Genomic DNA, 25,194 nt, shown 5'->3' on the forward strand with positions numbered 1-25,194 from the left:
ACATTTGCTATGGTATACTATTAACCGAGATAACCATGTCATGTATACTGTGTAAAAAAAAGAGTGGGGAAACCCACTCTTTCGTGTTACTATCTACGTTTTATTGATGTGGAGAGGTAAGAAATTTCTGTCGTATATACATATTTTGTTACAAGTTTTACTTCTTAAATTTGGTAATACTAAGACAGATATTCCCTGCTTAACGGCAGGGGCTTTTGTTAGCTAACGAGAAAGAATAAGATGGACCGTTTTTATGGACGGGGTCTTTTCTTGTAAATGGTACATGGCGGCAGGAAGGAGGCTGTTTATGGATAAGAAAGTCACAGAAGTTGTAGAAGCATTTGCGCAGCCAATCGTTGAAGAGTTAAATCTTGAACTTGTAGATGTAGAGTATGTGCAAGAAGGACAAGACTGGTTCTTACGCGTATTCATCGATTCTGAAAAGGGAGTCGACATTGAAGAATGCGGTGCGGTAAGTGAACGTTTAAGCGAAGCTTTAGATAAAGAGGATCCAATTCCTCATCTTTACTTTTTGGATGTATCATCTCCTGGAGCGGAACGCCCATTAAAGAAAGAGAAAGACTTCCAGCAAGCGGTAGGAAAACAAGTGGCAATTAAAACATATGAGCCGATTGATGGTGAAAAAATGTTTGAAGGAAAGCTACTTTCCTACGATGGTACTACAATTACATTATTATTAACAATTAAAACACGTAAAAAAGAAATCCAAATTTCAATGGATAAAGTTGCAAATGCGCGACTTGCTGTTACGTTTTAGTTAGAAGGGGGATCTTCATGAGCACTGAGTTGTTAGATGCCTTGCTCGTATTAGAGTCAGAAAAAGGAATTAGCAAAGATATTATTATTGATGCGATTGAAGCAGCGTTAATCTCTGCTTATAAACGCAATTTTAACCAAGCACAAAACGTTCGTGTGAGCTTTAACCCAGAAGTGGGAACAATTCAAGTTTTAGCACGTAAAGACGTTGTTGATAATGTGTTTGATCCACGTCTTGAAATTTCTGTTGAAGAAGCAAGACAAATTAATCCAAACTATCAAGATGGTGACGTACTAGAGATTGAAGTAACACCAAAAGATTTCGGTCGTATTGCAGCACAAACTGCAAAACAGGTTGTAACACAACGAGTGCGCGAAGCAGAGCGTGGTGTTATTTACTCTGAGTTTAGTGACCGTGAAGAAGATATCATGGTGGGTATCGTACAACGTCAAGATGCTCGTTTCATCTATGTAAGCTTAGGGAAAGTAGAAGCTTTATTACCTGTAAGTGAGCAAATGCCAAACGAACAGTACAAACCACATGATCGTATTCGCGTATTCATTACGAAAGTAGAAAAAACAACGAAAGGACCACAAATTTACGTATCACGTACACATCCTGGTCTTTTAAAACGTTTATTCGAAATGGAAGTTCCTGAAATTTATGATGGAACTGTTGAAATTCGTTCTGTAGCACGCGAAGCAGGCGATCGCTCTAAAATTTCTGTACATGCAGAGAACATTGATGTTGATCCAGTAGGTTCTTGTGTAGGACCGAAAGGACAACGTGTACAACGCATTGTAGACGAACTAAAAGGCGAAAAGATTGACATCGTTCGCTGGTCAAATGATCCAGTAGAATATGTTGCAAATGCTTTAAGCCCATCACAAGTTGTTAAAGTGCTTGTAGATGAAGAAGAAAAAGCAACAACAGTTGTTGTTCCAGACCACCAACTTTCATTAGCTATTGGTAAGCGTGGACAAAATGCACGTCTTGCAGCTAAATTAACAGGTTGGAAAATTGATATTAAGAGTGAGTCTGATGCGAAACAACTTGGTATTGTAACAGAAGAAGATAGCGTAATCGCATTCGGATTCGATTCAGTTGAAGACGAAATCGAATAGAGGTGATGAGTATGAGCAATCGAAAAGTTCCGTTACGAAAATGTGTTGCAACGCAAGAAATGAAATCAAAACGAGAGCTCGTTCGCATTGTTCGTTCCAAAGAGGGAGAAGTGTCCATTGATTTAACTGGAAAGAAATCAGGACGAGGTGCTTATTTATCAAAAGATAAAGAAAGTATTCTTCAAGCCCAAAAGAAAAATGTTTTGGAACATCATCTAAAAGCGAAAATCGACGGTTCTCTATACGAAGAGCTTCTTGAGCTTGTTGAGAAGGAGTCGAAATAAGTGTCCGATTGGAAATCGTTTTTAGGACTAGCAAACCGGGCTCGGAAAATTATTTCGGGTGAAGAACTTGTTTTAAAAGAAGTACGAAGTGGCAAAGCAAAACTTGTATTGCTATCTGAAGATGCGTCAGCAAATACTACAAAACGCATCACGGATAAAGCGACGTATTACAACGTACCAATGAGAAAGGTCGAAAATCGACAACAATTAGGGCATGCGATTGGGAGAGACGAGCGAGTCGTTGTAGCTGTGTTAGATGAGGGCTTTGCGAAAAAGCTGCGTAGCATGCTCGATACAAATTACCGGGGGTGAAGGTATGAGTAAAATTCGAGTGCATGAATATGCAAAACAACATAATATCTCAAGTAAAGATCTTATGACAAAACTAAAAGAAATGAATATCGAGGTTTCGAATCATATGACAATGTTAGAAGATGAAGTAGTAAATAAATTAGATAATGCGTATCAAACTGAAAAACCTTCTGTTGCAGATGAGTTTGAAGTAGAAGAAAAAGTTGTTCGTAGTAAAAAGAACAGCAATAAGAAAAAGAAAAAAGGCAAGGGAAATGAAGACAAACGTCAAGATAACTTTGCTGGAAGACAACAAACACAAACTGTAGAAACACCAGATAAAGTTACTTTCTCTGGAAGTCTTACAGTAGGTGAGCTTGCTAAAAAATTAAGCAAAGAGCCATCTGAAATTATTAAGAAGCTCTTTATGCTTGGAATTATGGCAACAATTAACCAAGACTTAGATAAAGATACAATTGAGTTAATTGCTACTGATTATGGTATTGAAGTAGAAGAAGAAGTAGTTGTAAGTGAAACTGAATTTGAAACATTCATCGATGAGCAAGATGATGAAGAGAACTTAAAAGAGCGTCCAGCTGTAGTTACAATTATGGGGCACGTTGACCATGGTAAAACAACTTTACTTGACTCTATCCGTAATTCAAAAGTAACTGCAGGCGAAGCAGGTGGAATTACTCAGCATATTGGTGCATACCAAGTTGAAGTAAATGACAAGAAGATTACATTCTTAGATACGCCTGGTCACGCGGCATTTACAACGATGCGTGCTCGTGGTGCGCAAGTAACGGATATTACAATCCTTGTTGTTGCAGCTGATGACGGTGTTATGCCACAAACAGTTGAAGCAATTAGCCATGCGAAAGCTGCTGGAGTACCAATTATTGTAGCTGTGAATAAAATGGATAAACCAGCGGCAAATCCTGATCGTGTAATGCAAGAATTAACAGAATATGAATTAGTTCCAGAAGCTTGGGGCGGAGATACAATTTTCGTACCAATTTCTGCAATTCAAGGTGAAGGAATTGACAACTTATTAGAAATGATTCTTCTTGTAAGTGAAGTAGAAGAATATAAAGCAAATCCAAACCGCTATGCAACTGGTACTGTAATCGAAGCACAGCTTGATAAAGGTAAAGGAACTATCGCGACATTACTTGTTCAAAACGGTACACTTCGAGTTGGAGATCCAATCGTTGTTGGTACTTCATTCGGACGTGTTCGTGCAATGGTAAGTGATATTGGTCGTCGTGTAAAAGTTGCTGGTCCATCAACTCCTGTTGAAATTACAGGTTTAAACGAAGTACCACAAGCGGGAGATCGTTTCATGGCATTCGCTGATGAGAAGAAAGCTCGTCAAATCGGTGAATCACGTGCACAAGAAGCGTTACTTGCTCAGCGTGGTGAAAAATCTAAATTAAGCCTTGAAGATTTATTCCAACAAATCCAAGAAGGCGATGTAAAAGAAATTAACTTAATTGTGAAAGCAGACGTACAAGGTTCTGTAGAAGCAATGGCAGCGTCACTTCGTAAAATTGATGTTGAAGGTGTTAAAGTTAAAATTATCCATACAGGCGTAGGTGCGATTACAGAATCTGATGTTATTTTAGCTTCTGCATCTAATGCAATTGTAATTGGATTTAACGTACGCCCTGACGTGAATGCGAAGCGTACAGCTGAATTAGAGAATGTTGATGTTCGTTTACACCGTATTATCTATAAAGTAATCGAAGAAATCGAATCAGCAATGCAAGGTATGCTGGATCCAGAATTCGAAGAAAAAGTAATCGGTCAAGCGGAAGTACGCCAAACATTCAAAGTAACAAAAGTTGGAACAATCGCAGGTTGTTACGTAATTGACGGTAAAATTACACGTGATAGTGGCGTGCGTATTATCCGTGATGGCGTAGTAATTTTCGAAGGACAACTTGATACGTTAAAACGTTTCAAAGATGACGTAAAAGAAGTTGCACAAAACTATGAGTGTGGTATTACAATCGAGAGATATAATGATCTTAAAGAAGGGGACATCATTGAAGCGTACATTATGGAAGAAGTGAAGCGATGATTATCGCTTCACTCTCATTCGAGTGTATGATTTACGATGTGCATTCTTTAAAAGAGAAACGAGCAATTTTGCAACGGGTGCTAACTCGTGTGAAGCAGCGTTATAATGTAGCTGTTTCAGAAGTAGGGCATCAAGATGTATGGCAACGTACAGAAATTGCAATTGTTTCTGTATCCTCTAATCGTGTTATTTGTGAAAAAGAAATGAATCGTGTACTCGAGTATATCGATTCATTTCCTGAAATTGAACGTACAATAACGCAATTGGAATGGTATTGAATGAGGTGAAGAGTTATGAAATTACGTGCAAACCGTGTAGGCGAGCAAATGAAAAAAGAATTAGGCGACATCATCAGTCGTAAAATTAAAGATCCACGTGTTGGATTTGTTACAGTAACAGATGTACAAGTGAGTGGAGATTTACAAATTGCTACAGTATATATTTCTGTTTTAGGTGATGAGGAACAGAAAGAAAGTACATTAAAAGGTTTAGCGAAGGCAAAAGGTTTCATTCGTTCAGAAATTGGCCAGCGTATTCGTCTTCGTAAAACACCGGAAATTTCCTTTGAGTTTGATGAGTCTATCGGATATGGTCATCGAATTGATACACTTTTACATCAAATTAATAAAGACGGTAAACGTGAAGAATAATGGATAGACATTTGTCTATCCATTTTTTCAATGCAAAATTAATTTTAGATAATTACTATGAAAGAATTATGATGAGGTGAACATATATGGAAGGTGTAGTATTATTACATAAGCCAAAAGGCATGACATCACATGATTGTGTATTTAAATTAAGAAAGATATTGCGTGAGAAACGAATTGGTCATACAGGAACATTAGATCCAGATGTAACAGGAGTATTACCTATTTGTGTAGGACGAGCAACGAAGATTGCACAATTTTTAACAAGTGAGACGAAAACATATGAAGGTGAAGTAACGCTTGGATTTTCAACGACAACTGAAGATGCTTCTGGTGAAGTTGTTGAAACGAAAAATGTAGATCGTGTTATTACTCGTAAGGAAGTAGAAGGGGCTCTTGCTGCATTAACAGGTACGATTGAACAAATGCCTCCGATGTTTTCAGCTGTAAAAGTTAACGGAAAAAAATTATATGAATATGCAAGAGCAGGACAAGAAGTTGAACGTCCAGTTCGTACAATTACAATTCATGAATTTGTATTACTAGATGACCGTGAAGTGTTTGAGGGGGAAAATATTTCATTCCGTTTCCGTGTAACGTGTAGTAAAGGGACATATGTAAGAACGTTAGCAGTAATGATTGGTGAAAAACTTGGTTTCCCATCACATATGTCTCACCTTGTAAGAACAGCTTCTGGTGAGTTTTTATTAGAAGATTGCATATCATTTGAAGAAATTGAAGAAAACGTGCAAAATGGAACAGTAGAGTCTATCTTCATTTCAATTGATGAAGCATTAAGTAAGTTTCCGAAAATGGTTGTAGATGAAAAGCAAGCAGAGAAAATAAAGAATGGTATGTTCTTAAAAAATGAATTGCAAATAACGGCGCCATTTATAACAGTGTTTGATACAAATAATCGTTGCCTTGCAATTTATGAGCACCATCCAAAACACCCTGGTATGCTAAAGCCGATGAAAGTACTTGTGAATAATCAAGAACTAAAGCTATAATGAATTATTGGAAGGATTATTACAGAAAAAGGTGAATTCAAGCGTGAAACTTATTCATTTAACTCATCCACATGAACAAAATAAATTAGAATTACCACCTACTGTAATGGCATTAGGATTTTTTGATGGCATTCATTTAGGACATCAATGTGTGATTCGAACTGCGAAACAAATAGCTGATGAACGAGGATATAAAAGTGCAGTTATGACATTTTATCCGCACCCATCTGTTGTTTTAGGAAAAAAGGAAGCGCATGCGGAGTATATTACACCAATGTGTGATAAAGAAAAAATAATCGAAAACTTAGGGATCGATATATTATATGTTATTAAATTTGATGAATCGTTTGCAGGCTTATTGCCACAACAATTTGTAGATGATTATATTATTCGTTTGAATGTAAAGCATGTAGTAGCAGGGTTTGATTATTCATATGGACGTTTAGGAAAAGGAAAGATGGAGACTTTACCATTTCATGCAAGAGGGGAGTTTACACAGACTGTGATTGAAAAAGTTGAATTTCAAGAAGAGAAAGTAAGTTCTACAGCATTACGAAAGTTAATTCGAAATGGCGAAATGGAACAAATTCCATCTATTTTAGGTAGAGCATATACAGTAGGAGGAACGGTTGTACACGGTGATAAGCGTGGACGTCAAATTGGTTTTCCCACAGCTAATATAGGTTTAAGTGATGAGTATCTATTACCACCTGTAGGTGTTTATGCAGTGAGATTAAAAGTTCAAGATGAATGGTACGATGGTGTATGTAATATTGGATATAAACCAACTTTTAAAGAAGATGAGCGTCAATTATCTATTGAAGTGCACTTATTTGAATTTAACAAAGACATATATGATCAAAATGTTACAGTAGAGTGGCATATGCGTATAAGAGAAGAAAAGAAATTCAATGGCATCGATGAGTTAGTTGAACAAATTGCAAAAGATAAGAAAATAGCACAAGTATATTTTGCGAACGAAAAGAATATACTTGCTTTTTCAAATGAAAAGTAGTATTCTATGTTATGTACTTTATGACAACCATTGCTTGGCATTGCGACTCACCGACGCTTGCTAGGTAATTGGGGGTTTAATTAATAGGAGGTGAAATAGGATGGCTTTAACACAAGAGCGTAAAAATGAAATCATTGCACAATTTAGAACTCATGAGACTGATACTGGTTCTCCAGAGGTTCAAATTGCTGTCCTAACGGAGCAAATTAACACTCTAAACGAGCACTTACGTACTCACAAGAAAGATCATCATTCACGTCGTGGTCTATTAAAGATGGTTGGTAAACGTCGTAACTTACTAACTTACCTTCGTAATAGCGATATCACACGTTACCGTGAATTAATCACAAAGCTTGGCTTACGTCGATAGTCAAAGAAGCGGGAATATTCCCGCTTTTTTGTTAGGTAAAAATATATCTTCTACCCTTTATAGCTTACCTCATTTTCGGTAATACTAGAGGTAGAATATTGTGATATACTATCCATTTACATAGAAGAATTGAATACTTTAAATTGAGAGGGGTACTTAAATGAGTCAAGAAAAGCAAGTCTTCTCGATAGATTTAGCTGGTCGTCAGCTAACAGTTGAAACAAGTCAGCTTGCGAAGCAAGCGAACGGAGCAGTATTAGTAAGATATGGCGATACAGCGGTTCTATCTACAGCAACTGCATCAAAAGAACCAAAAAATGTAGATTTCTTCCCACTTACAGTAAATTATGAAGAGCGTTTATATGCAGTCGGAAAAATTCCTGGCGGTTTCATTAAACGTGAAGGTCGTCCGAGTGAAAAAGCAATTCTGGCAAGTCGTTTAATCGACCGTCCAATTCGTCCGCTTTTCGCAGATGGTTTCCGTAACGAAGTACAAGTTGTCAGCATAGTAATGAGTGTTGATCAAGATTGTTCTTCTGAAATGGCAGCTATGCTTGGTTCTTCATTAGCGTTATCGATTTCAGATATTCCATTTGAAGGCCCAATCGCGGGTGCAACAGTTGGTCGTATTAACGGCGAATTCGTTATTAATCCAACAGTAGAACAGCAAGAACAAAGTGATATTCACCTTGTTGTAGCTGGTACGAAAGATGCAATTAACATGGTTGAAGCAGGAGCAGATCAAGTGCCTGAAGAAACAATGTTAGAAGCAATTATGTTTGGACATGACGAAATTAAACGTCTAATTGCATTCCAAGAAGAGATTGTACAAGCTGTAGGTAAAGAGAAATCAGAAGTGAAACTTTATGAAGTTGACGCTGATCTTAATCAAGCTGTACGTGAAATGTCTGAGAAGGATATGCATTCTGCAATTCAAGTACATGAGAAACATGCACGTGAAGATGCAATTAACGAAGTGAAAAAGCGTGTAATTGAGCATTACGAAGCGCAGGAAGCTGACGCTGATACATTAGGACAAGTAAGTGAGATTTTATATAAAATTGTAAAAGAAGAAGTACGTCGTCTTATTACAGTTGAAAAAATCCGCCCAGATGGCCGTAAAGGTGACGAAATCCGTCCATTAGCATCAGAGGTTGGTATTTTATCTCGTACACACGGTTCTGGTTTATTCACACGTGGACAAACACAAGCATTAAGTATTTGTACATTAGGTGCATTAGGCGATGTACAAATTTTAGATGGTCTTGGTGTAGAAGAATCAAAACGTTTTATGCACCATTACAATTTCCCATCATTTAGTGTTGGTGAAACAAGACCGATGCGTGGACCAGGTCGTCGTGAAATTGGTCACGGTGCACTAGGAGAACGTGCTCTTGAGCCTGTAATTCCATCTGAAAAAGATTTCCCATATACAGTACGTCTTGTATCTGAAGTTTTAGAATCAAATGGTTCTACTTCACAAGCAAGTATTTGTGGTAGTACTTTAGCAATGATGGATGCTGGTGTTCCGCTTAAAGCTCCAGTTGCAGGTATTGCAATGGGGCTAGTTAAAACTGGTGAGCATTACACAATTTTATCTGATATTCAAGGTATGGAAGATCATTTAGGTGATATGGACTTTAAAGTAGCAGGTACAGCAAAAGGTGTAACTGCACTGCAAATGGACATTAAAATCGATGGTTTATCTCGTGAAATTTTAGAAGAGGCATTACAACAAGCAAAAGTTGGTCGTGTGCACATTCTAAATCATATGTTATCTGTTATTGCAGAGCCACGTACTGAATTATCAGCTTATGCTCCAAAGATTATTACAATGACAATTAACCCAGATAAAATCCGTGACGTTATTGGGCCGAGCGGTAAACAAATCAATAAAATTATTGAAGAAACTGGCGTTAAAATTGACATCGAGCAAGATGGTACAGTATTCATTTCTTCAATAAATCAAGAAATGAATGACAAAGCTAAGAAAATTATCGAAGATATCGTTCGCGAAGTACAAGTAGGTGAAATCTACGAAGGAAAAGTGAAACGTGTTGAGAAATTCGGTGCTTTCGTTGAATTATTCAGCGGTAAAGACGGATTAGTTCACATTTCTGAACTTGCACTTGAGCGTGTAGGTAAAGTAGAAGACGTTGTGAAAATCGGTGATGTAATTACAGTTAAAGTTATCGAGATTGACAAGCAAGGTCGCGTGAATCTATCTAGAAAAGTATTGCTAAAAGAAGAGCAAGAAAAAGAAGCTGCTAAAGAAGAAAACAAACAAGAGCAGCAATAAGTAAAAGCCAGTTAAACTGGCTTTTTTTGTTATGTAAAAAATATGATTTACATATATTTTTATGTCAGTATAGGTATAGTTTTCATTATAACGCTCAAATTAACAAAGATAAGAAGAAAAAAGGTTTTTATATAGTTAATGGGAGGGTTTATATGAAAGCTCGTGTATTGGCATACATATGTATATTCTTTTTATATGTCAGTGTAGGCTCTTATTCCGTTTTTGCACAGGATAACTTATATGAAGAAATTCAAAAACATGCAAAACAATATGAGATTGCACCTCAAAATGCGATGATTGATAAAATATGGAAATCAACACCAGGATATAATGGAAGACAAGTTGATATCGAAGCATCCTATAATAATATGAAGAAACTAAAGAAATTTGATCAAAGAAATCTTGAATTCAAGGAAGTATCACCGAGTGTCCACTTAGAAGATTTATCACCAGCCCCAATTTATAGGGGACATCCAAATAAAAAGATGGTGGGATTAACAATAAATGTGGCGTGGGGAAACGAGTATTTGCCTCGTCTATTAGAAATATTGAAAAAACATGATGTGAAAGCGACTTTCTTTTTAGAAGGACGTTGGGTGAAGGAAAATTTGCGATTTGCCAAAATGATTGTTGATGCAAATCAAGAAGTCGGAAATCATTCTTACACACACCCTAATATGAAAACGCTATCTTCTGATGAAATCCGAGATCAGTTACAAAAAACAAATCGAATGATCGAAGCAGCTACGAATCAAAAGGTAAGATGGTTTGCTCCGCCGAGTGGAAGTTTTCGGGATGAAGTCGTGAAAATTGCAGATGATTTCCAAATGGGAACGATTATGTGGACTGTAGATACAATTGATTGGAAGCGACCGGATCCAGATGTACTATTGCAGAGAGTGATGAGAAAAATACATCCAGGTGCTATCGTATTAATGCATCCAACGTCATCTACAGCAGAAGCATTAGATACAATGATTACAAAATTGAAGGAACAAGGATATAAAGTAGGGAATATAACAGAATTACTGGATGAAAAACGTGTGGATTAAATACATTTGCATGACATTCATCCTTAAACTTGTTATCATTAAATAATAGCACTTATTTAGAGAAACTGGCAGTAGGAGGAAAGTTTTTGATTAAAAAATATACTTGTAAAAATGGTGTAAGAATTGTTATGGAGAATATACCAACTGTAAGATCGGTTGCGATTGGTATTTGGATCCATGCGGGATCAAGAAATGAAAATGAAAAAAATAACGGGGTTTCCCACTTTTTAGAGCATATGTTCTTTAAAGGAACAGAAACACGTAGTGCACGCGAAATTGCAGAATCATTTGATAGCATTGGTGGGCAAGTGAATGCTTTTACTTCAAAAGAATACACTTGTTATTATGCAAAAGTGCTAGATGAGCATGCTAAATATGCTTTAGATGTATTAGCAGATATGTTCTTTAATTCAACATTTGATGAGGAAGAACTGAAAAAAGAGAAGAATGTCGTATGTGAAGAAATTAAAATGTACGAAGATGCTCCAGATGATATTGTGCATGATATGTTAACGAAAGCAACATATGAAACGCATCCGCTTGGATATCCTATTTTAGGAACAGAAGAAACGCTTGATACGTTTACAGGTGATACGCTACGCCAATATATCAAGGATCATTACACACCTGAAAATGTCGTTGTTTCAGTTGCAGGAAATATTGATGAAGCCTTTTTACAAACAGTAGAGCAATATTTCGGTAGTTATGAAGGAACAACAAATCGTGAACAAGTACATAGCCCAATTTTCCATTTTAATAAGGTAGCACGTAAAAAGGAAACAGAACAAGCTCATTTATGTTTAGGATATAAAGGCTTACAAATGGGACACGAAGATATTTATAACTTAATTGTATTGAATAACGTTTTAGGCGGTAGTATGAGTAGCCGTTTATTCCAAGAAGTACGTGAGCAACGCGGGTTAGCCTATTCAGTATTTTCTTACCATTCTTCTTATGAAGATACAGGTATGTTAACGCTGTATGGTGGAACAGGTAGCCAACAATTAGATACACTGTATGAAACAATGCAAGAAACATTAGAAACATTGAAAAATACAGGTATTACAGAAAAAGAGCTTATTAATAGTAAAGAGCAATTAAAAGGAAACTTAATGTTAAGTTTAGAAAGTACGAATAGCCGTATGAGCCGTAATGGTAAAAATGAATTGCTACTTCGTAAGCATCGTTCACTTGATGAGATTATTGAAAGTGTAAACACAGTAACAAAAGAAAATGTTGATGAGTTAATTCGTAACATGTTTACAGATGAATTCTCTGCAGCATTAATTAGTCCAGATGGAAAACTTCCAAAAGGAATAAAACTATAATTACTTTATATGAAGTATGTAAAAATAACCGTATCTCTTTTAAATGAGATACGGTTATTTTTTTTGGATATACAGAATAGGTACTAATTATAGATAACTTAAATTCATAATTCGGTAGGGGGAGAGTGTATGCGATTAAGTGAATTAAGTGGCAAAGAAATCGTAAATTTAGAAAGAGCAGAAAAAATGGGGGTTTTAGGTTATGTGGATTTAGAGATTGATGAGAAGGATGGCCAAATACAGGCTCTTATCATACCGGCTGGGAAATGGGGAGGTTTTAAAAAAGAACCACAAGAAGTAAGAGTCACGTGGAGCCAAATTAAGAAAGTAGGGCACGATATGATCCTTTGTGATATTACGGATCATTCAAAATCGAAGTGAAAGGTGGCCATTTTGGTCATCTTTTTTTGTTCATTCTCCTCTGAGTAAAAGCTCACATGAATCGAGCGTTTACCGGAAATCAATTTCCCGTATAATGTCCTCTCATATGTCGAATGTTGAGATGGAGGTCTAACTGCATACAAATAGCGGGATAAATCATACGTGCTTTTGTTTTTCAATCACCTAAAACTCGTACATTACATATGATGTGGAGGAAAAAGAAAAAGTAGGCACTTTTCTTATAAATGACAGAAAAAGAAGGTGAATTAGGGAATGTTGACTGAGATGCATATTGCTGTCATAGGAGGAGATGCAAGACAGCTAGAAGTAATTCGCAAGCTAGTTGAATTGGATGCGAAACTTTCATTGATAGGGTTTGATCAGTTAGATCATGGCTTCACAGGGGCAGCAAAAGAAAGTATACAAAATTTAGATTTCACTTCTGTAGATGCAATTATTTTGCCAGTTGCAGGTACAAATGCCAAGGGAGAAGTAGATACTATTTTTTCAAACGAAAAAGTTTCTATAACGAAAGAACAAATTGAAAATACACCAGAACACTTTACTATATATTCAGGTATTGGTACGCCTTACTTGGAAAATCTCGTATCTACTACAAACCGCAAACTTGTTAAATTATTTGATCGTGATGATGTGGCAATCTACAATTCTATACCAACTGTAGAAGGTACATTAATGATGGTAATTCAACATACCGACTATACAATTCATGGTTCCAATGTAATGGTTTTAGGATTTGGTAGAACAGGGATGAGTGTTGCCAGAGCATTTCAATCATTAGGAGCCCATGTCAAAGTTGGAGCAAGACGATCGGAACATATTGCACGTATTACAGAAATGATGTTTTCTCCTTTTCATATGCAAAATATTGAGAAAGAAGTAGGAAATATCGATATTGTCATTAATACAATTCCGCATCTCGTCGTGACAGCGAATGTTATTTCGAAAATGCCGGCTCATACGTTAGTAATTGATTTAGCTTCTAAACCAGGCGGTACCGACTTTAGATATGCGGAAAAAAGAGGAGTCAAAGCGCTGTTAGCACCTGGATTACCAGGTATTGTTGCTCCAAAAACAGCAGGACAAATTTTAGCGAACGTTCTTTCTCAGTTACTAGCAGAAGACGTAATAGCAAGAAAGGAGAATGGGGAATGAATTTAAAAGGGAAAAGAATAGGGTTTGGTTTTACTGGTTCACATTGTACGTACGAAGAAGTAATGCCTCATTTAGAAAAATTAATTGCTGAGGGAGCAGAAGTACGCCCCGTTGTTTCTTACACTGTTCAATCAACAAATACGAGATTTGGAGAAGGAGCAGAGTGGATTAAAAAGATTGAAGAAGTAACAGGATTTAAAGCAATTAATTCAATCGTTGGCGCAGAACCACTAGGACCTAAAATTCCACTAGATTGTATGGTAATTGCACCACTAACAGGAAATTCTATGAGTAAATTTGCAAATGCAATGACAGACTCTCCAGTACTAATGGCAGCGAAAGCGACGTTAAGAAATGGCAAGCCTGTCGTATTGGCTGTTTCGACGAATGATGCTTTAGGGTTGAATGGAGTAAATCTTATGCGCCTAATGGCAACAAAAAACATCTACTTCGTCCCATTCGGTCAAGATGCACCAGAGAAAAAACCAAACTCAATGGTAGCTCGCATGGAGCTGCTGGAAGATACAGTATTAGAAGCGCTGCAAGGGAAGCAATTGCAACCGGTTGTCGTAGAAAAATTCAGATATATGAATTAAAAAACGAAAAAAAACGGACAATTTTTGATGAAACCATCATTCTTACTGTAGAATATGATAAAATTAACGTTATTAAGATTAGAAGGGGTATTGTATACTCCTTCTAATTCTAAGTTATAGAAGGATTGGTATCTAGAAAGGGGCATAGTGATGGAAAAGCAAAAAACTTTTCATGTCGCTGTAGTTGGAGCAACCGGCGCAGTTGGTGAACAAATGTTAAATACTTTAGAGAAACGAGAATTTCCAATCGGGAAGTTAACGTTACTTTCATCTAAACGATCTGCAGGTAAGAAACTTGTATTTAAAGGCGAAGAATTTACAGTTCAAGAGGCAACTCCTGAAAGTTTTGAAGGAGTAGATATCGCACTATTTAGTGCTGGTGGATCTGTATCAAAACAATTAGCGCCAGAAGCAGCAAAGCGCGGTGCGATTGTTGTTGATAATACAAGTGCATTCCGTATGACAGAAAACGTGCCACTTGTTGTACCTGAAGTAAATGAAAACGACTTAAAAGAACATAATGGTATTATTGCAAATCCAAACTGTTCTACAATTCAAATGGTAGTAGCTCTTGAGCCAGTTCGTCAGCAATATGGTTTAAAACGAGTAATCGTTTCCACATATCAAGCTGTATCAGGTGCTGGTGCGGCAGCGATTGAAGAACTTCATGAACAATCACAAGCAATCTTAAATGGTGAAGAAGTGAAGGCGAATGTTTTACCTGTATCAGGTGATAAGAAACATTTCCAAATTGCTTTCAACGCGATTCCACAGATTGATAAATTCCAAGATAATGGATTTACGTTTGAAGAAATGAAAATGATTAATGAAACGAAAAAAATTATGCATATGCCTGAATTAGAAGTAGCGGCAACATGTGTACGTTTACCAGTTGTATCAGGTCACTCTGAGTCTGTTTACATCGAAGTAGAAAAAGAAGGCGTAACAGTAGAAGAATTCAAGAGCTTACTTGCAAATGCGGAGGGTATCGTTCTGCAAGATAATCCAGAAGAGCAGTTATATCCAATGCCAGCTACTGCAGTAGGTAAAAACGAAGTATTCGTTGGAAGAATCCGTAAAGATTTAAATAACGATAAAGGATTCCATCTTTGGGTCGTATCTGATAACTTATTAAAAGGCGCTGCATGGAATTCTGTTCAAATTGCAGAGCGCTTAGTAAAATTACAATTAGTGTAAACGGCTAAGAGAAGGTGCAAAATATGAAAATTATTGTTCAAAAATTTGGTGGCACATCCGTACGTGATGAAAATGGACGTAAGCATGCGCTTCATCATATAAAAAAATCGCTAGATGCGGGTTATAAAGTAGTTACTGTCGTATCTGCTATGGGCCGTAAAGGTGAACCATATGCAACTGATACTTTGTTAAGTCTTGTAAATCAAGAGGAATCTCGCATTTCTAATCGTGAGCAAGATTTATTATTATCATGCGGAGAATTAATCTCAGCAATCGTCTTCTCTAACATGTTAAATGAGAACGGTATAAAAGCAGCGGCATTAAATGGTGCACAAGCTGGTTTTGTAACAAATGATGATTTTACAAATGCTAAGATTATTGAAATGAACTGCGATCGTATACATGAAGAGCTAGAAAATCTAGATGTAATCGTCGTTACAGGATTCCAAGGACAAACGAAAAAAGGTGATACGACAACACTTGGACGCGGAGGTAGCGATACTTCAGCTTCTGCATTAGGTGTTGCGCTTCATGCTGAATTTATTGATATCTTTACAGATGTAGAAGGTGTTATGACTGCGGATCCTCGCATTGTAAAAGATGCACGTCATCTTCAAACGGTAACATACAATGAAATTTGTAACATGGCATATCAAGGTGCAAAAGTCGTTCATCCACGTGCAGTTGAAATTGCGATGCATGCCAAAGTACCACTTCGTGTACGTTCTACGTATTCTGATAGTGAAGGTACGCTTATTTCAGCATCGGACGGTGCGACAAAAGGTCGTGATGTAGAAGAACGTCCTGTTACAGGTATCGCTCATGTATCAAATGTGACGCAAATTAAAGTGCTTGCAAAAGAAACAGCATATGATTTGCAACAGCATGTGTTTAAAGAAATGGCGAATGAAGGAATCAGTGTCGATTTAATTAACATTTCACCTACTGGGGTAGCTTATACGGTGAGTGATAGTGTATCAAGTCGTGCAGTTGAATTATTAAAAAACCTTGGATATGAGCCAATTGTGACAGAGCATTGTGCAAAAGTATCTATTGTAGGAGCTGGAATGGCAGGATACCCAGGGGTTACTGCGAAAATCGTTACAGCTTTAGCGGAAAAAGGTATTCAAATTCTGCAATCGGCAGATAGCCATACGACAATTTGGGTTCTTGTAAAAGAAACTGATTTAGTGGAGGCTGTAAATGCATTACATAGTGCGTTTGAGCTTTCAAAAGAAAAGCAACTGGAACAATAAGGAGTGAGACCATGATAGATTTTGGGACAATTGCAACCGCGATGGTAACTCCGTTTGATAAAAACGGAAATATCGATTTTGCGAAGACAACGAAATTGGTAAATTATTTAATAGATAACGGTACAACAGCAATCGTGGTAGGAGGAACGACAGGAGAATCTCCTACATTAACTTCAGAAGAAAAAGTAGCGTTATATCGCCATGTCGTATCTGTTGTCGATAAAAGGGTGCCCGTAATCGCTGGAACAGGTAGTAATAATACGCATGCTTCTATTGACTTAACGAAAAAGGCGACAGAGGTTGGTGTTGATGCAGTAATGCTAGTAGCACCGTATTATAACAAACCGAGTCAAGAAGGAATGTATCAGCACTTTAAAGCAATTGCTGAAAGCACGCCGCTTCCGGTTATGCTATATAACGTTCCAGGACGATCTATTGTACAAATCTCCGTTGATACAGTTGTTCGTTTATCAGAAATAGAAAACATTGTTGCGATTAAAGATGCAGGCGGCGATGTGTTAACAATGACAGAAATCATTGGAAAAACAGCGGACGACTTTGCAGTATACAGCGGTGATGATGGTTTAACGTTACCAGCTATGGCAGTTGGAGCGAAAGGTATCGTTTCTGTAGCATCTCATGTGATTGGAAATGAAATGCAAGAAATGATTGCAGCATTCCAAGCAGGAGAATTTAAAAAGGCGCAAAAATTACATCAATTACTTGTAAGAGTAACGGATTCATTATTTATGGCGCCAAGCCCGACGCCAGTAAAAACAGCGTTACAAATGGTTGGGTTAGATGTAGGTTCTGTACGTTTACCACTTCTTCCATTAACAGAAGAAGAAAGAGTAACGTTACAATCTGTTATGCAATCTATCCCTCGTTAATAAAAAATGACCTAGTGTAGAACTAGGTCATTTTTTTATGGTATGAAAATCTTTGCCGCTCTTTTTAACCTACCATATTACTCCATGTGTTTGATCGCTTTTTCATTATGTATTGCAACATGTACAAGAAAATAATTGTACCCCTTTAAATGAATCAAAAAAACACAGTTATTATAGAATAAACATTTGTATAAACGTAATAAACTATCGATTCTGTTTTTCAGAGGAATTGTCTCAAATGTGACGTGATTCATAAAAAAGCTTCATTTTATAAGTGTTTTTGTTCGATTCTAGAAAAATAAGTCTTGAAAATCAATATAATGAAATAAATTTAGCGTATTTATGCCTATTTCTTCAAAATAATATGGAGTATAAAATCGGAGTAAATATAAAGGAAATACGTTCGATACTTTTGTTGTAATTCCGTTCTTTTACTTTCTCTTTCGCACGATTTAACTTGTGTTCTATTTCTTGTATCAGGTATAATATGGCTAAGTAGCTTAGTACGGGTATGCTTAGCAAAATTGGTAAAAATTATAATTTGATTACATTTTCATATCATATCGAATAAGATATTTGATTTATATAATGAAAGAGAGGTGAAACCTGGTTTAAAAAATAAACAAGGACATGATATCGCATAACGGTAAGGACATTCGTCTTGGACGGTGAATATATGGTGGTTGTAGAGTTTCCCCTGGTGTCTCTGCAATTTTAGTGAAATCAGTGTTTGAAAGATTTTTAAACCAGGCAACAACATGAAGAGAAAAGAGAATGAGTCTGTTAAAGTATTTGCTCTTGGTGGAGTAGGTGAAATCGGGAAAAACATGTACTGTGTTGAAATTGATTCTGAAATCTTTATTGTAGATGCAGGATTAATGTTCCCAGGAGATGAAATGTTTGGAATTGATATCGTTATTCCTGATATTACATATTTAGTGGAAAACCAAGAGCGAGTAAAAGGTTTATTTATTACTCACGGTCATGAAGATCATATTGGTGGAATTGTTTACGTACTTCGTAAATTATCAATTCCAGTGTATGCAACGAAATTAACAGTAGGACTTATACAAGAAAAACTTGGCGAAGCGGGTATGTTAGGCCGTGTAGACTTAAAAACAATCGATTCAAATTCAACAGTAGAGTTTAATACTACAACGGTGTCATTCTTTGGAACGACACATAGTATTCCAGATTCTGTTGGTGTTTGTTTCCATACATCAAAAGGTGCTATCGTATACACGGGAGACTTTAAATTCGATCAAACTCCAATTGGAAATAGTGGAGCAGACCTTGGAAAAATGGCACAAATCGGAAATGAAGGCGTACTGTGCTTATTATCTGATAGTACAAATGCTGAGCGTCCAGGCTATACAGGTTCTGAAAAAGAAGTTGGTGTAGAAATTTCTAAAGTGTTCTACGGCGCAGAAGGACGTATTATCGTTGCTTCATTTGCATCGAATGTACATCGTATTCAACAAGTATTTGATGCAGCTGCTGAAACAGGACGAAAAGTAGCGGTTGTAGGACGTAGTATGGTGAAAGTGGTAGATATCGCAAGACGTCTTGGTTATTTAGATGTTCCAGAAGGTATGGTTATTTCACTACAAGAAGTAGACAATTTCCCAGAGAAAAAGGTAGCTATTTTAACGACAGGTAGCCAAGGTGAACCGATGGCAGCCCTTTCTAGAATGGCGAAGCAAGCTCATAAACAAATTTCAATTCGTAAAGGCGATACGGTTATTATTGCGGCTTCTCCAATTCCAGGTAATGAAATATCTGTATCGAAAATTATTGACTTGTTATTTAGAGCTGGAGCTGATGTTATTTATTACGGTGAAAGAAAAGTTCACGTTTCAGGTCACGGTAGCCAAGAAGAATTAAAGTTAATGTTAAATTTAATGAAACCGAAATATTTTGTACCCGTACATGGTGAGTTCCGTATGCAAAAAGCACATGCATATTTAGCTGAAGATGTAGGTATTGCAAGAGAGAATATCTTTATCGTAGAAAAAGGTGATGTGATTGCTTTTGGTGACGATGACGCAAACTTAGTTGGCAAAGTACAAGCTGGTAATGTGTTAATTGATGGATTAGGTGTAGGTGACGTTGGTAATATCGTTCTTCGAGATAGAAAAATGTTATCTCAAGATGGAATATTAGTAGTTGTTGTAACACTTGGTAAAGATGAAAAGAAAATTATCTCTGGTCCAGAAATCATTTCACGTGGTTTTGTGTATGTTCGTGAATCAGAAGCGTTAATTGACCGCTCTACAGAGATTGTACGTATGATTGTTGAGCAATCGATTAAAGAGTATTCAATTGAATGGTCTATGTTAAAACAAAATATTCGTGAATTATTAGGGCAGTTCTTGTACGAAGAGACAAAGAGAAAACCTATGATTTTACCGATTATTATGGAAGTATAAAAAAGATCACCTTTACGGGTGATCTTTTTTTCTTTTTAAACTCTATCGAATGAAATTTATAACTTAAGAAATAATAGTTATATACGAGTGAAAGGGGATGCGATATGACAGAACGTGATCGTTATACAAATGAAGGGAAAGAGGCTGAGCCGAAAGAAACTGGGAAAGAAGCTTCGATAGTGGAGAAAATTCAACAGCTAGGGCAAACGAATGTACCACAAATGAATGAGTCAAGTATTCATTGTTTAACAATCATCGGGCAGGTGGAAGGTCATGTTCAGTTGCCGCCGCAAAATAAAACAACAAAATATGAGCATATTATTCCGCAAATTGTTGCGATAGAACAAAATCCGAAAATTGAAGGTTTGCTTTTAATATTAAACACGGTCGGAGGTGACGTTGAAGCAGGGTTAGCAATTTCTGAGATGGTAGCTTCGCTTTCAAAGCCAACGGTATCACTTGTTCTGGGCGGAGGGCATTCTATCGGTGTACCAATCGCCGTCTCTACGGATTATTCATTTATTGCGGAAACTGCGACGATGACAATTCATCCCATTCGTCTAACAGGTCTTGTTATAGGTGTGCCGCAAACATTTGAGTATTTAGATAAAATGCAAGAAAGAGTCATTCGATTTGTGACGAAGCATTCGAAAGTAACCGAAGATCGTTTTAAAGAACTTATGTTTGCGAAAGGGAATTTGACGCGAGATATTGGGACGAATGTAATTGGTGGCGATGCAGTGAAATATGGTCTTATAGATGATGTCGGTGGTATTGGGAATGCGATTCGAAAACTGAATGAATTAATAGATGCTCGCATGGATGATAGTGCAGAAGGGACAATGTTACAATGATTTTATACACAATTATGCCAGAGCAACTTGTATATCCAGCTGATTATTCGCAATGTGAAAGCCAAAAAGTTGTAAATATAAACGGTGTTGAATTAATGGTTTCTGAAGAAGAACATGGGTGTTATTCTATTGTACGTGTGTTAAGTACGGATCCGCTACACTACTTAGAGTTTGAGCCCGGCCAGAAAATAACCTTTTAGCAAAAAGAAGGATTTTGTTTAGAAGCTATGGTATAATATAAAAAACAAGACGGTTGAGCAGCCATGAGAGGGCTGCTTTCTTCTGTTTATTTAACAATTTACAAGAAGTGTAAAAATAGAAGATATAAGACCTGAAAAAATAGAGAAAACAGACATGTAAGTAGTGCTTTTTTAGGAAGCCCTACTTACATGTAGAACACGAGGTGAAGAAATGGCAAAACAAAAGCAAAGAGGGACGAAGGCAAAAGCAAGACGCACGATAAAGCCAACTTTGTATTATGAAATCGTCGGTTTAACTCTTTTTGCACTTTCAATCATTACGATTTTACAGCTAGGTGTTGTAGGGAAATCGTTTGTGTTATTTTTTCGCTTCTTCTTTGGTGAGTGGTACATAATTGGTGTGTTAGGTGTAATAGCTTTATCGGTTTCGTTTGTAATCAAACGTGGATGGCCGAACCTTTTAAATAAACGGTTAATTGGTTTTTATTTAATAGTATTGGCGATATTAATGTTTAGTCATATTACATTATTTAACCTTCTTACGAAAGATGGAGCAGTGCAAAATACTTCTGTTATTGTGAGTACGAAAGATAACTTCTTTCTTGAAATGAAAAAGGGGCCGGATAGCGTTCATTTAGGCGGTGGTATGTTTGGTGCGCTTATGTTCGCGACGTGTTACTTTTTATTTGACGAAGTAGGAGCTTATATCATTGGCATTATTTTAGTGATTCTCGGCATACTTTGTATAACAAATAAGCATATTGGAGAAGTACTTGCCCCTGTAGGAAGAATCCTTAGAAGTCAATTTGAAGTAATGCAAGGGGATTATAAAGATTGGAGATCCAAAAGGACGGCTGAACAAACAGAAAAGAAAAAAACAACGAGAAGCACAAGGAGCAAACGTGCTGCAGAACAAGAAGAGACTATTGAGCCGATGGAAGAAATCTCAATTGATCCTCCAATTATTTCGAATTTCACTGAGAATTATCCTGTAAATGAAGAAGAGAATAAACGAATTAGCGAAGAACAGGAAGCAGAGTTAATAACTTCACCGTCTATTGAAGAGGCTCCGTCTGTTGAAGAATCTAAGAAAAAGCGTGGAGAAAAGATTGTAGAATCTTTAGAGGCGGAAACAAGTGCCCCGCCAATGCAATTTTCAAATGTAGAAAATAAAGATTACAAGCTTCCTGCACTTGATATATTGAAATTTCCTAAGAATAAGCAAGTTACAAATGAAAATGCAGAAATTTATGAGAATGCTCGTAAATTAGAACGTACATTCCAAAGTTTTGGAGTGAAAGCGAAAGTAACAAAAGTACATAGAGGTCCTGCAGTTACAAAATATGAAGTGTATCCTGATATGGGAGTAAAGGTAAGCAAAATTGTTAGTTTAAGTGATGATTTAGCACTTGCTTTAGCTGCAAAAGACATTCGTATTGAAGCACCTATTCCCGGGAAATCAGCTGTAGGGATTGAAGTTCCGAACTCAGAAGTATCTATGGTAACGCTAAGAGAAGTTCTTGATTCTAAGGCTAATAATCATCCGGAAGAGAAGTTGTTAATTGGTCTTGGACGAGATATTACAGGTGAAGCTGTATTAGCCCGTTTAAATAAAATGCCCCATTTACTAGTAGCTGGTGCGACAGGTAGCGGGAAAAGTGTATGTATTAATGGTATTATTGTTAGTATTTTAATGCGTGCAAAACCACATGAAGTAAAATTAATGATGATTGATCCGAAAATGGTAGAGTTAAATGTATATAACGGTGTTCCGCATTTATTAACACCAGTTGTAACTGATCCGAAAAAAGCATCACAAGCTTTGAAAAAAGTCGTGAGTGAAATGGAACGACGTTATGAATTATTTGCTCATAGTGGCACGCGTAACATTGAAGGATATAATGATCATATTAAAGAACATAATAGTCAATCAGAAGCGAAACAACCGGAATTACCTTATATTGTAGTAATAGTGGACGAGTTAGCCGATTTAATGATGGTTGCTTCATCAGATGTAGAGGATGCGATTATGCGTTTAGCACAAATGGCTCGTGCGGCTGGTATTCATTTAATTATTGCGACGCAGCGTCCATCGGTTGATGTTATTACGGGAGTTATTAAAGCGAATATTCCATCACGTATTGCATTCGCGGTATCGTCTCAAACGGACTCTCGTACAATTCTTGACGGTGGTGGTGCAGAGAAACTGCTAGGTCGTGGAGATATGCTGTTTATACCAATTGGTGCATCGAAGCCTGTACGTGTACAAGGGGCATTTTTATCCGATGATGAAGTTGAGAGAGTTGTAGAGTATGTTATTGGTCAGCAAAAAGCGCAATATCAAGAAGATATGATTCCACAAGATGTTCCTGATACGAAGCAGGAAGTAGAAGATGAATTATATGATGAAGCAGTTCAGCTTGTAGTGGAAATGCAAACAGCATCTGTTTCTATGTTGCAACGTAGGTTTAGAGTAGGTTATACGCGAGCTGCCCGTTTAATTGATGCAATGGAAATGAATGGTGTAGTAGGTCCGTATGAAGGTAGTAAACCGCGAGAAGTGCTCATTAATGATGTACAAGAAAAAAGTTCATAAAAAAAGCCTAATTGTTTTTACAATTAGGCTTTTTTATATGCCATTTTTGTTATATACTATATTCAGTGATTAAGAAAGGGCTTACATTTGAAGAGGTTCTTTAGAATACGAATACTTTGATTATGTTTTTAATAAATGTTCGATATTTAATGTAGAAAAATGTTAAATTTTGTTGACACGTATGGGAGCAAGTGGTAAGATTACTTCGAAAAGAATCACTGCCTCATATAATCTTGGAGATAAGGTCCATAAGTTTCTACCCAGCAACCATGAATTGCTGGACTATGAGGGGAAAAGTGTGTAACAAAGGATGTAAGAGATCTTTGTGCCGAACTTTTTCTCGAAATGAGGAATGTTTATGGTGCGAAGTTTTTTTTATGCAGTAAAGAGTGAAAATTTCATCTTGAAAAATTATTAATATTTATTCGACAATTAAGCTTATTTTTAGTATTTAGCAATTTTTATTATGTTGTAAGTTGAAAAAAGAGAAAAGAAGTCTTACATCAGAGGTCGAATAATTGAAATGCGGGGGAGTCTTATGTCAGTAAAATCCGATAGTCGTCACCTATATTTACGGGTGATTGATCACATCAAAGAAAAAATTAAAGATGGAGCTTACAAAGAAAGACAGAAGTTACCATCAGAGTTTGATTTAGCGAAAGAACTTGGTGTAAGTAGGGCGACTTTAAGGGAAGCGCTGCGTATTTTAGAAGAAGAAAATGTTGTCATTCGTAGACATGGTGTAGGAACATTTGTAAATGCAAAGCCGTTATTTTCTTCTGGGATTGAACAACTTTCTAGTATTACAGATATGATTTCTAGTGTGGGGAAAACACCAGGAACTATCTTTTTATCATCATCTACAACAAGTTTAACAGAAGAAGAAAAAGAGAAGTTTAATAGTGAAGACGGTTTTAATGCCGTAATGATTGAGCGTGTGCGTACAGCAGATGGGGAACCTGTTGTATATTGTATCGATAAACTTGCAAAAGAAATCTTGCCAGATTTATCGGGATACAACGAAGAATCATTGCTTACAGTGATACATAACAATACGCACAAACGTATCACATACGCAGTTGCGCACATTGAGCCAATTGGCTATCATCCGAAAATCTCACCGATTTTAGAATGTGAACCGGAAACGGCACTGCTAGTTTTAAAACAAATGCACTATGATCAAAATGATGAGCCAATCTTATATTCTATCAATTACTTTAGAGCTGATAAGTTTAGCTTCCACGTATTAAGAAAACGTATGTAGGTAAGTTCCATTTTAGGGAGGTGACAGCAAGAAGTTAGGGACAGCAGCGTAAGAATAAAGAGATATAT

24 protein-coding genes and 1 riboswitch are annotated in these 25,194 nt (G+C 36.7%); all 24 genes read left to right on the top strand.

The genetic code is table 11. From position 1 onward, the window contains the following. The first annotated feature begins 307 nt into the window (after positions 1 to 307). The 24 genes from rimP (at position 308) to AC1Q8N_RS12495 (ending at position 25,126) form a co-directional block, all read left to right on the top strand. Positions 308 to 778 (top strand): ribosome maturation factor RimP, encoded by a 471-nt coding sequence (gene rimP, locus AC1Q8N_RS12380; RefSeq protein WP_000359099.1) that lies wholly within the window; start codon positions 308 to 310, stop codon positions 776 to 778. Positions 779 to 795: 17 nt separating this feature from the next. Continuing rightward, the gene (gene nusA / locus AC1Q8N_RS12385; RefSeq protein ID WP_000102596.1) at positions 796 to 1,902 is read left to right on the top strand and encodes a transcription termination factor NusA; all 1,107 of its coding nucleotides are present in this window, start codon (positions 796 to 798) and stop codon (positions 1,900 to 1,902) included. Positions 1,903 to 1,913: 11 nt separating this feature from the next. After that, a complete protein-coding gene (rnpM, locus tag AC1Q8N_RS12390; protein ID WP_000071127.1) occupies positions 1,914 to 2,186 on the top strand; it encodes an RNase P modulator RnpM in 273 nt (90 codons plus the stop codon). Beyond that, complete coding sequence (locus tag AC1Q8N_RS12395) at positions 2,187 to 2,498, top strand: YlxQ family RNA-binding protein (protein ID WP_001286521.1); 312 nt, start codon at positions 2,187 to 2,189, stop codon at positions 2,496 to 2,498. 4 nt (positions 2,499 to 2,502) lie between these two features. After that, positions 2,503 to 4,563, top strand: coding sequence for a translation initiation factor IF-2 (gene infB / locus AC1Q8N_RS12400; protein WP_000036353.1), 2,061 nt, complete (start codon positions 2,503 to 2,505; stop codon positions 4,561 to 4,563). Next, on the top strand, positions 4,560 to 4,841 hold the full coding sequence (locus tag AC1Q8N_RS12405; RefSeq protein WP_000582364.1) for a DUF503 domain-containing protein: 282 nt from the start codon (positions 4,560 to 4,562) through the stop codon (positions 4,839 to 4,841). The genes infB and AC1Q8N_RS12405 overlap by 4 nt, the downstream gene beginning before the upstream one ends. 15 nt (positions 4,842 to 4,856) lie before the next feature. Then, entirely contained in the window at positions 4,857 to 5,213 is a 357-nt protein-coding gene (rbfA, locus tag AC1Q8N_RS12410) for a 30S ribosome-binding factor RbfA (protein ID WP_000776445.1), read from the top strand. A gap of 86 nt (positions 5,214 to 5,299) precedes the next feature. Continuing rightward, positions 5,300 to 6,223: a tRNA pseudouridine(55) synthase TruB gene (gene truB / locus AC1Q8N_RS12415; protein WP_048545987.1), complete on the top strand. Its 924-nt coding sequence runs from the start codon at positions 5,300 to 5,302 to the stop codon at positions 6,221 to 6,223. A 43-nt stretch (positions 6,224 to 6,266) separates the two neighbouring features. Then, entirely contained in the window at positions 6,267 to 7,238 is a 972-nt protein-coding gene (ribF, locus tag AC1Q8N_RS12420; RefSeq protein WP_098642747.1) for a bifunctional riboflavin kinase/FAD synthetase, read from the top strand. 100 nt (positions 7,239 to 7,338) lie between these two features. Next, the gene (rpsO, locus tag AC1Q8N_RS12425) at positions 7,339 to 7,608 is read left to right on the top strand and encodes a 30S ribosomal protein S15 (protein WP_001229392.1); all 270 of its coding nucleotides are present in this window, start codon (positions 7,339 to 7,341) and stop codon (positions 7,606 to 7,608) included. Between the two features lie 160 nt (positions 7,609 to 7,768). Then, positions 7,769 to 9,907, top strand: coding sequence for a polyribonucleotide nucleotidyltransferase (gene pnp / locus AC1Q8N_RS12430; protein ID WP_046957398.1), 2,139 nt, complete (start codon positions 7,769 to 7,771; stop codon positions 9,905 to 9,907). Positions 9,908 to 10,059: 152 nt separating this feature from the next. Continuing rightward, positions 10,060 to 10,959, top strand: a complete 900-nt coding sequence (locus AC1Q8N_RS12435) for a polysaccharide deacetylase family protein (protein WP_098079068.1) — start codon at positions 10,060 to 10,062, stop codon at positions 10,957 to 10,959. An 86-nt stretch (positions 10,960 to 11,045) separates the two neighbouring features. After that, a complete protein-coding gene (locus AC1Q8N_RS12440; protein ID WP_000593006.1) occupies positions 11,046 to 12,287 on the top strand; it encodes a M16 family metallopeptidase in 1,242 nt (413 codons plus the stop codon). A 129-nt stretch (positions 12,288 to 12,416) separates the two neighbouring features. Next, the gene (locus tag AC1Q8N_RS12445; RefSeq protein ID WP_048545981.1) at positions 12,417 to 12,668 is read left to right on the top strand and encodes a YlmC/YmxH family sporulation protein; all 252 of its coding nucleotides are present in this window, start codon (positions 12,417 to 12,419) and stop codon (positions 12,666 to 12,668) included. 273 nt (positions 12,669 to 12,941) lie between these two features. Next, positions 12,942 to 13,844 carry a dipicolinic acid synthetase subunit A gene (dpaA, locus tag AC1Q8N_RS12450; RefSeq protein ID WP_000954740.1) on the top strand — a complete coding sequence of 301 codons (903 nt, stop codon included), beginning with the start codon at positions 12,942 to 12,944 and terminating at the stop codon, positions 13,842 to 13,844. Then, entirely contained in the window at positions 13,841 to 14,440 is a 600-nt protein-coding gene (gene dpaB / locus AC1Q8N_RS12455) for a dipicolinate synthase subunit B (protein ID WP_001049480.1), read from the top strand. The genes dpaA and dpaB overlap by 4 nt, the downstream gene beginning before the upstream one ends. A gap of 150 nt (positions 14,441 to 14,590) precedes the next feature. After that, positions 14,591 to 15,637 carry an aspartate-semialdehyde dehydrogenase gene (gene asd, locus AC1Q8N_RS12460; protein WP_000414854.1) on the top strand — a complete coding sequence of 349 codons (1,047 nt, stop codon included), beginning with the start codon at positions 14,591 to 14,593 and terminating at the stop codon, positions 15,635 to 15,637. Between the two features lie 23 nt (positions 15,638 to 15,660). Next, positions 15,661 to 16,893 (top strand): aspartate kinase, encoded by a 1,233-nt coding sequence (dapG, locus tag AC1Q8N_RS12465; protein ID WP_000692477.1) that lies wholly within the window; start codon positions 15,661 to 15,663, stop codon positions 16,891 to 16,893. A gap of 11 nt (positions 16,894 to 16,904) precedes the next feature. After that, the gene (gene dapA / locus AC1Q8N_RS12470; RefSeq protein ID WP_088321353.1) at positions 16,905 to 17,783 is read left to right on the top strand and encodes a 4-hydroxy-tetrahydrodipicolinate synthase; all 879 of its coding nucleotides are present in this window, start codon (positions 16,905 to 16,907) and stop codon (positions 17,781 to 17,783) included. Between the two features lie 758 nt (positions 17,784 to 18,541). Continuing rightward, a complete protein-coding gene (locus tag AC1Q8N_RS12475; protein ID WP_000823079.1) occupies positions 18,542 to 20,212 on the top strand; it encodes a ribonuclease J in 1,671 nt (556 codons plus the stop codon). Positions 20,213 to 20,316: 104 nt separating this feature from the next. Beyond that, a complete protein-coding gene (tepA, locus tag AC1Q8N_RS12480; protein ID WP_000139828.1) occupies positions 20,317 to 21,066 on the top strand; it encodes a translocation-enhancing protein TepA in 750 nt (249 codons plus the stop codon). After that, positions 21,063 to 21,266: a YlzJ-like family protein gene (locus tag AC1Q8N_RS12485; RefSeq protein ID WP_000605020.1), complete on the top strand. Its 204-nt coding sequence runs from the start codon at positions 21,063 to 21,065 to the stop codon at positions 21,264 to 21,266. Before tepA ends, AC1Q8N_RS12485 begins: the two co-directional genes overlap by 4 nt. Before the next feature lie 211 nt (positions 21,267 to 21,477). Then, a complete protein-coding gene (locus AC1Q8N_RS12490) occupies positions 21,478 to 23,862 on the top strand; it encodes a DNA translocase FtsK (RefSeq protein ID WP_098047848.1) in 2,385 nt (794 codons plus the stop codon). 203 nt (positions 23,863 to 24,065) lie between these two features. Further along, positions 24,066 to 24,167: riboswitch (purine riboswitch) on the top strand. Between the two features lie 233 nt (positions 24,168 to 24,400). Continuing rightward, complete coding sequence (locus tag AC1Q8N_RS12495) at positions 24,401 to 25,126, top strand: GntR family transcriptional regulator (protein ID WP_000114176.1); 726 nt, start codon at positions 24,401 to 24,403, stop codon at positions 25,124 to 25,126. Positions 25,127 to 25,194: the final 68 nt, after the last annotated feature.

The sequence above is a fragment of the Bacillus sp. GW823-FHT06B01 genome (assembly GCF_058952315.1).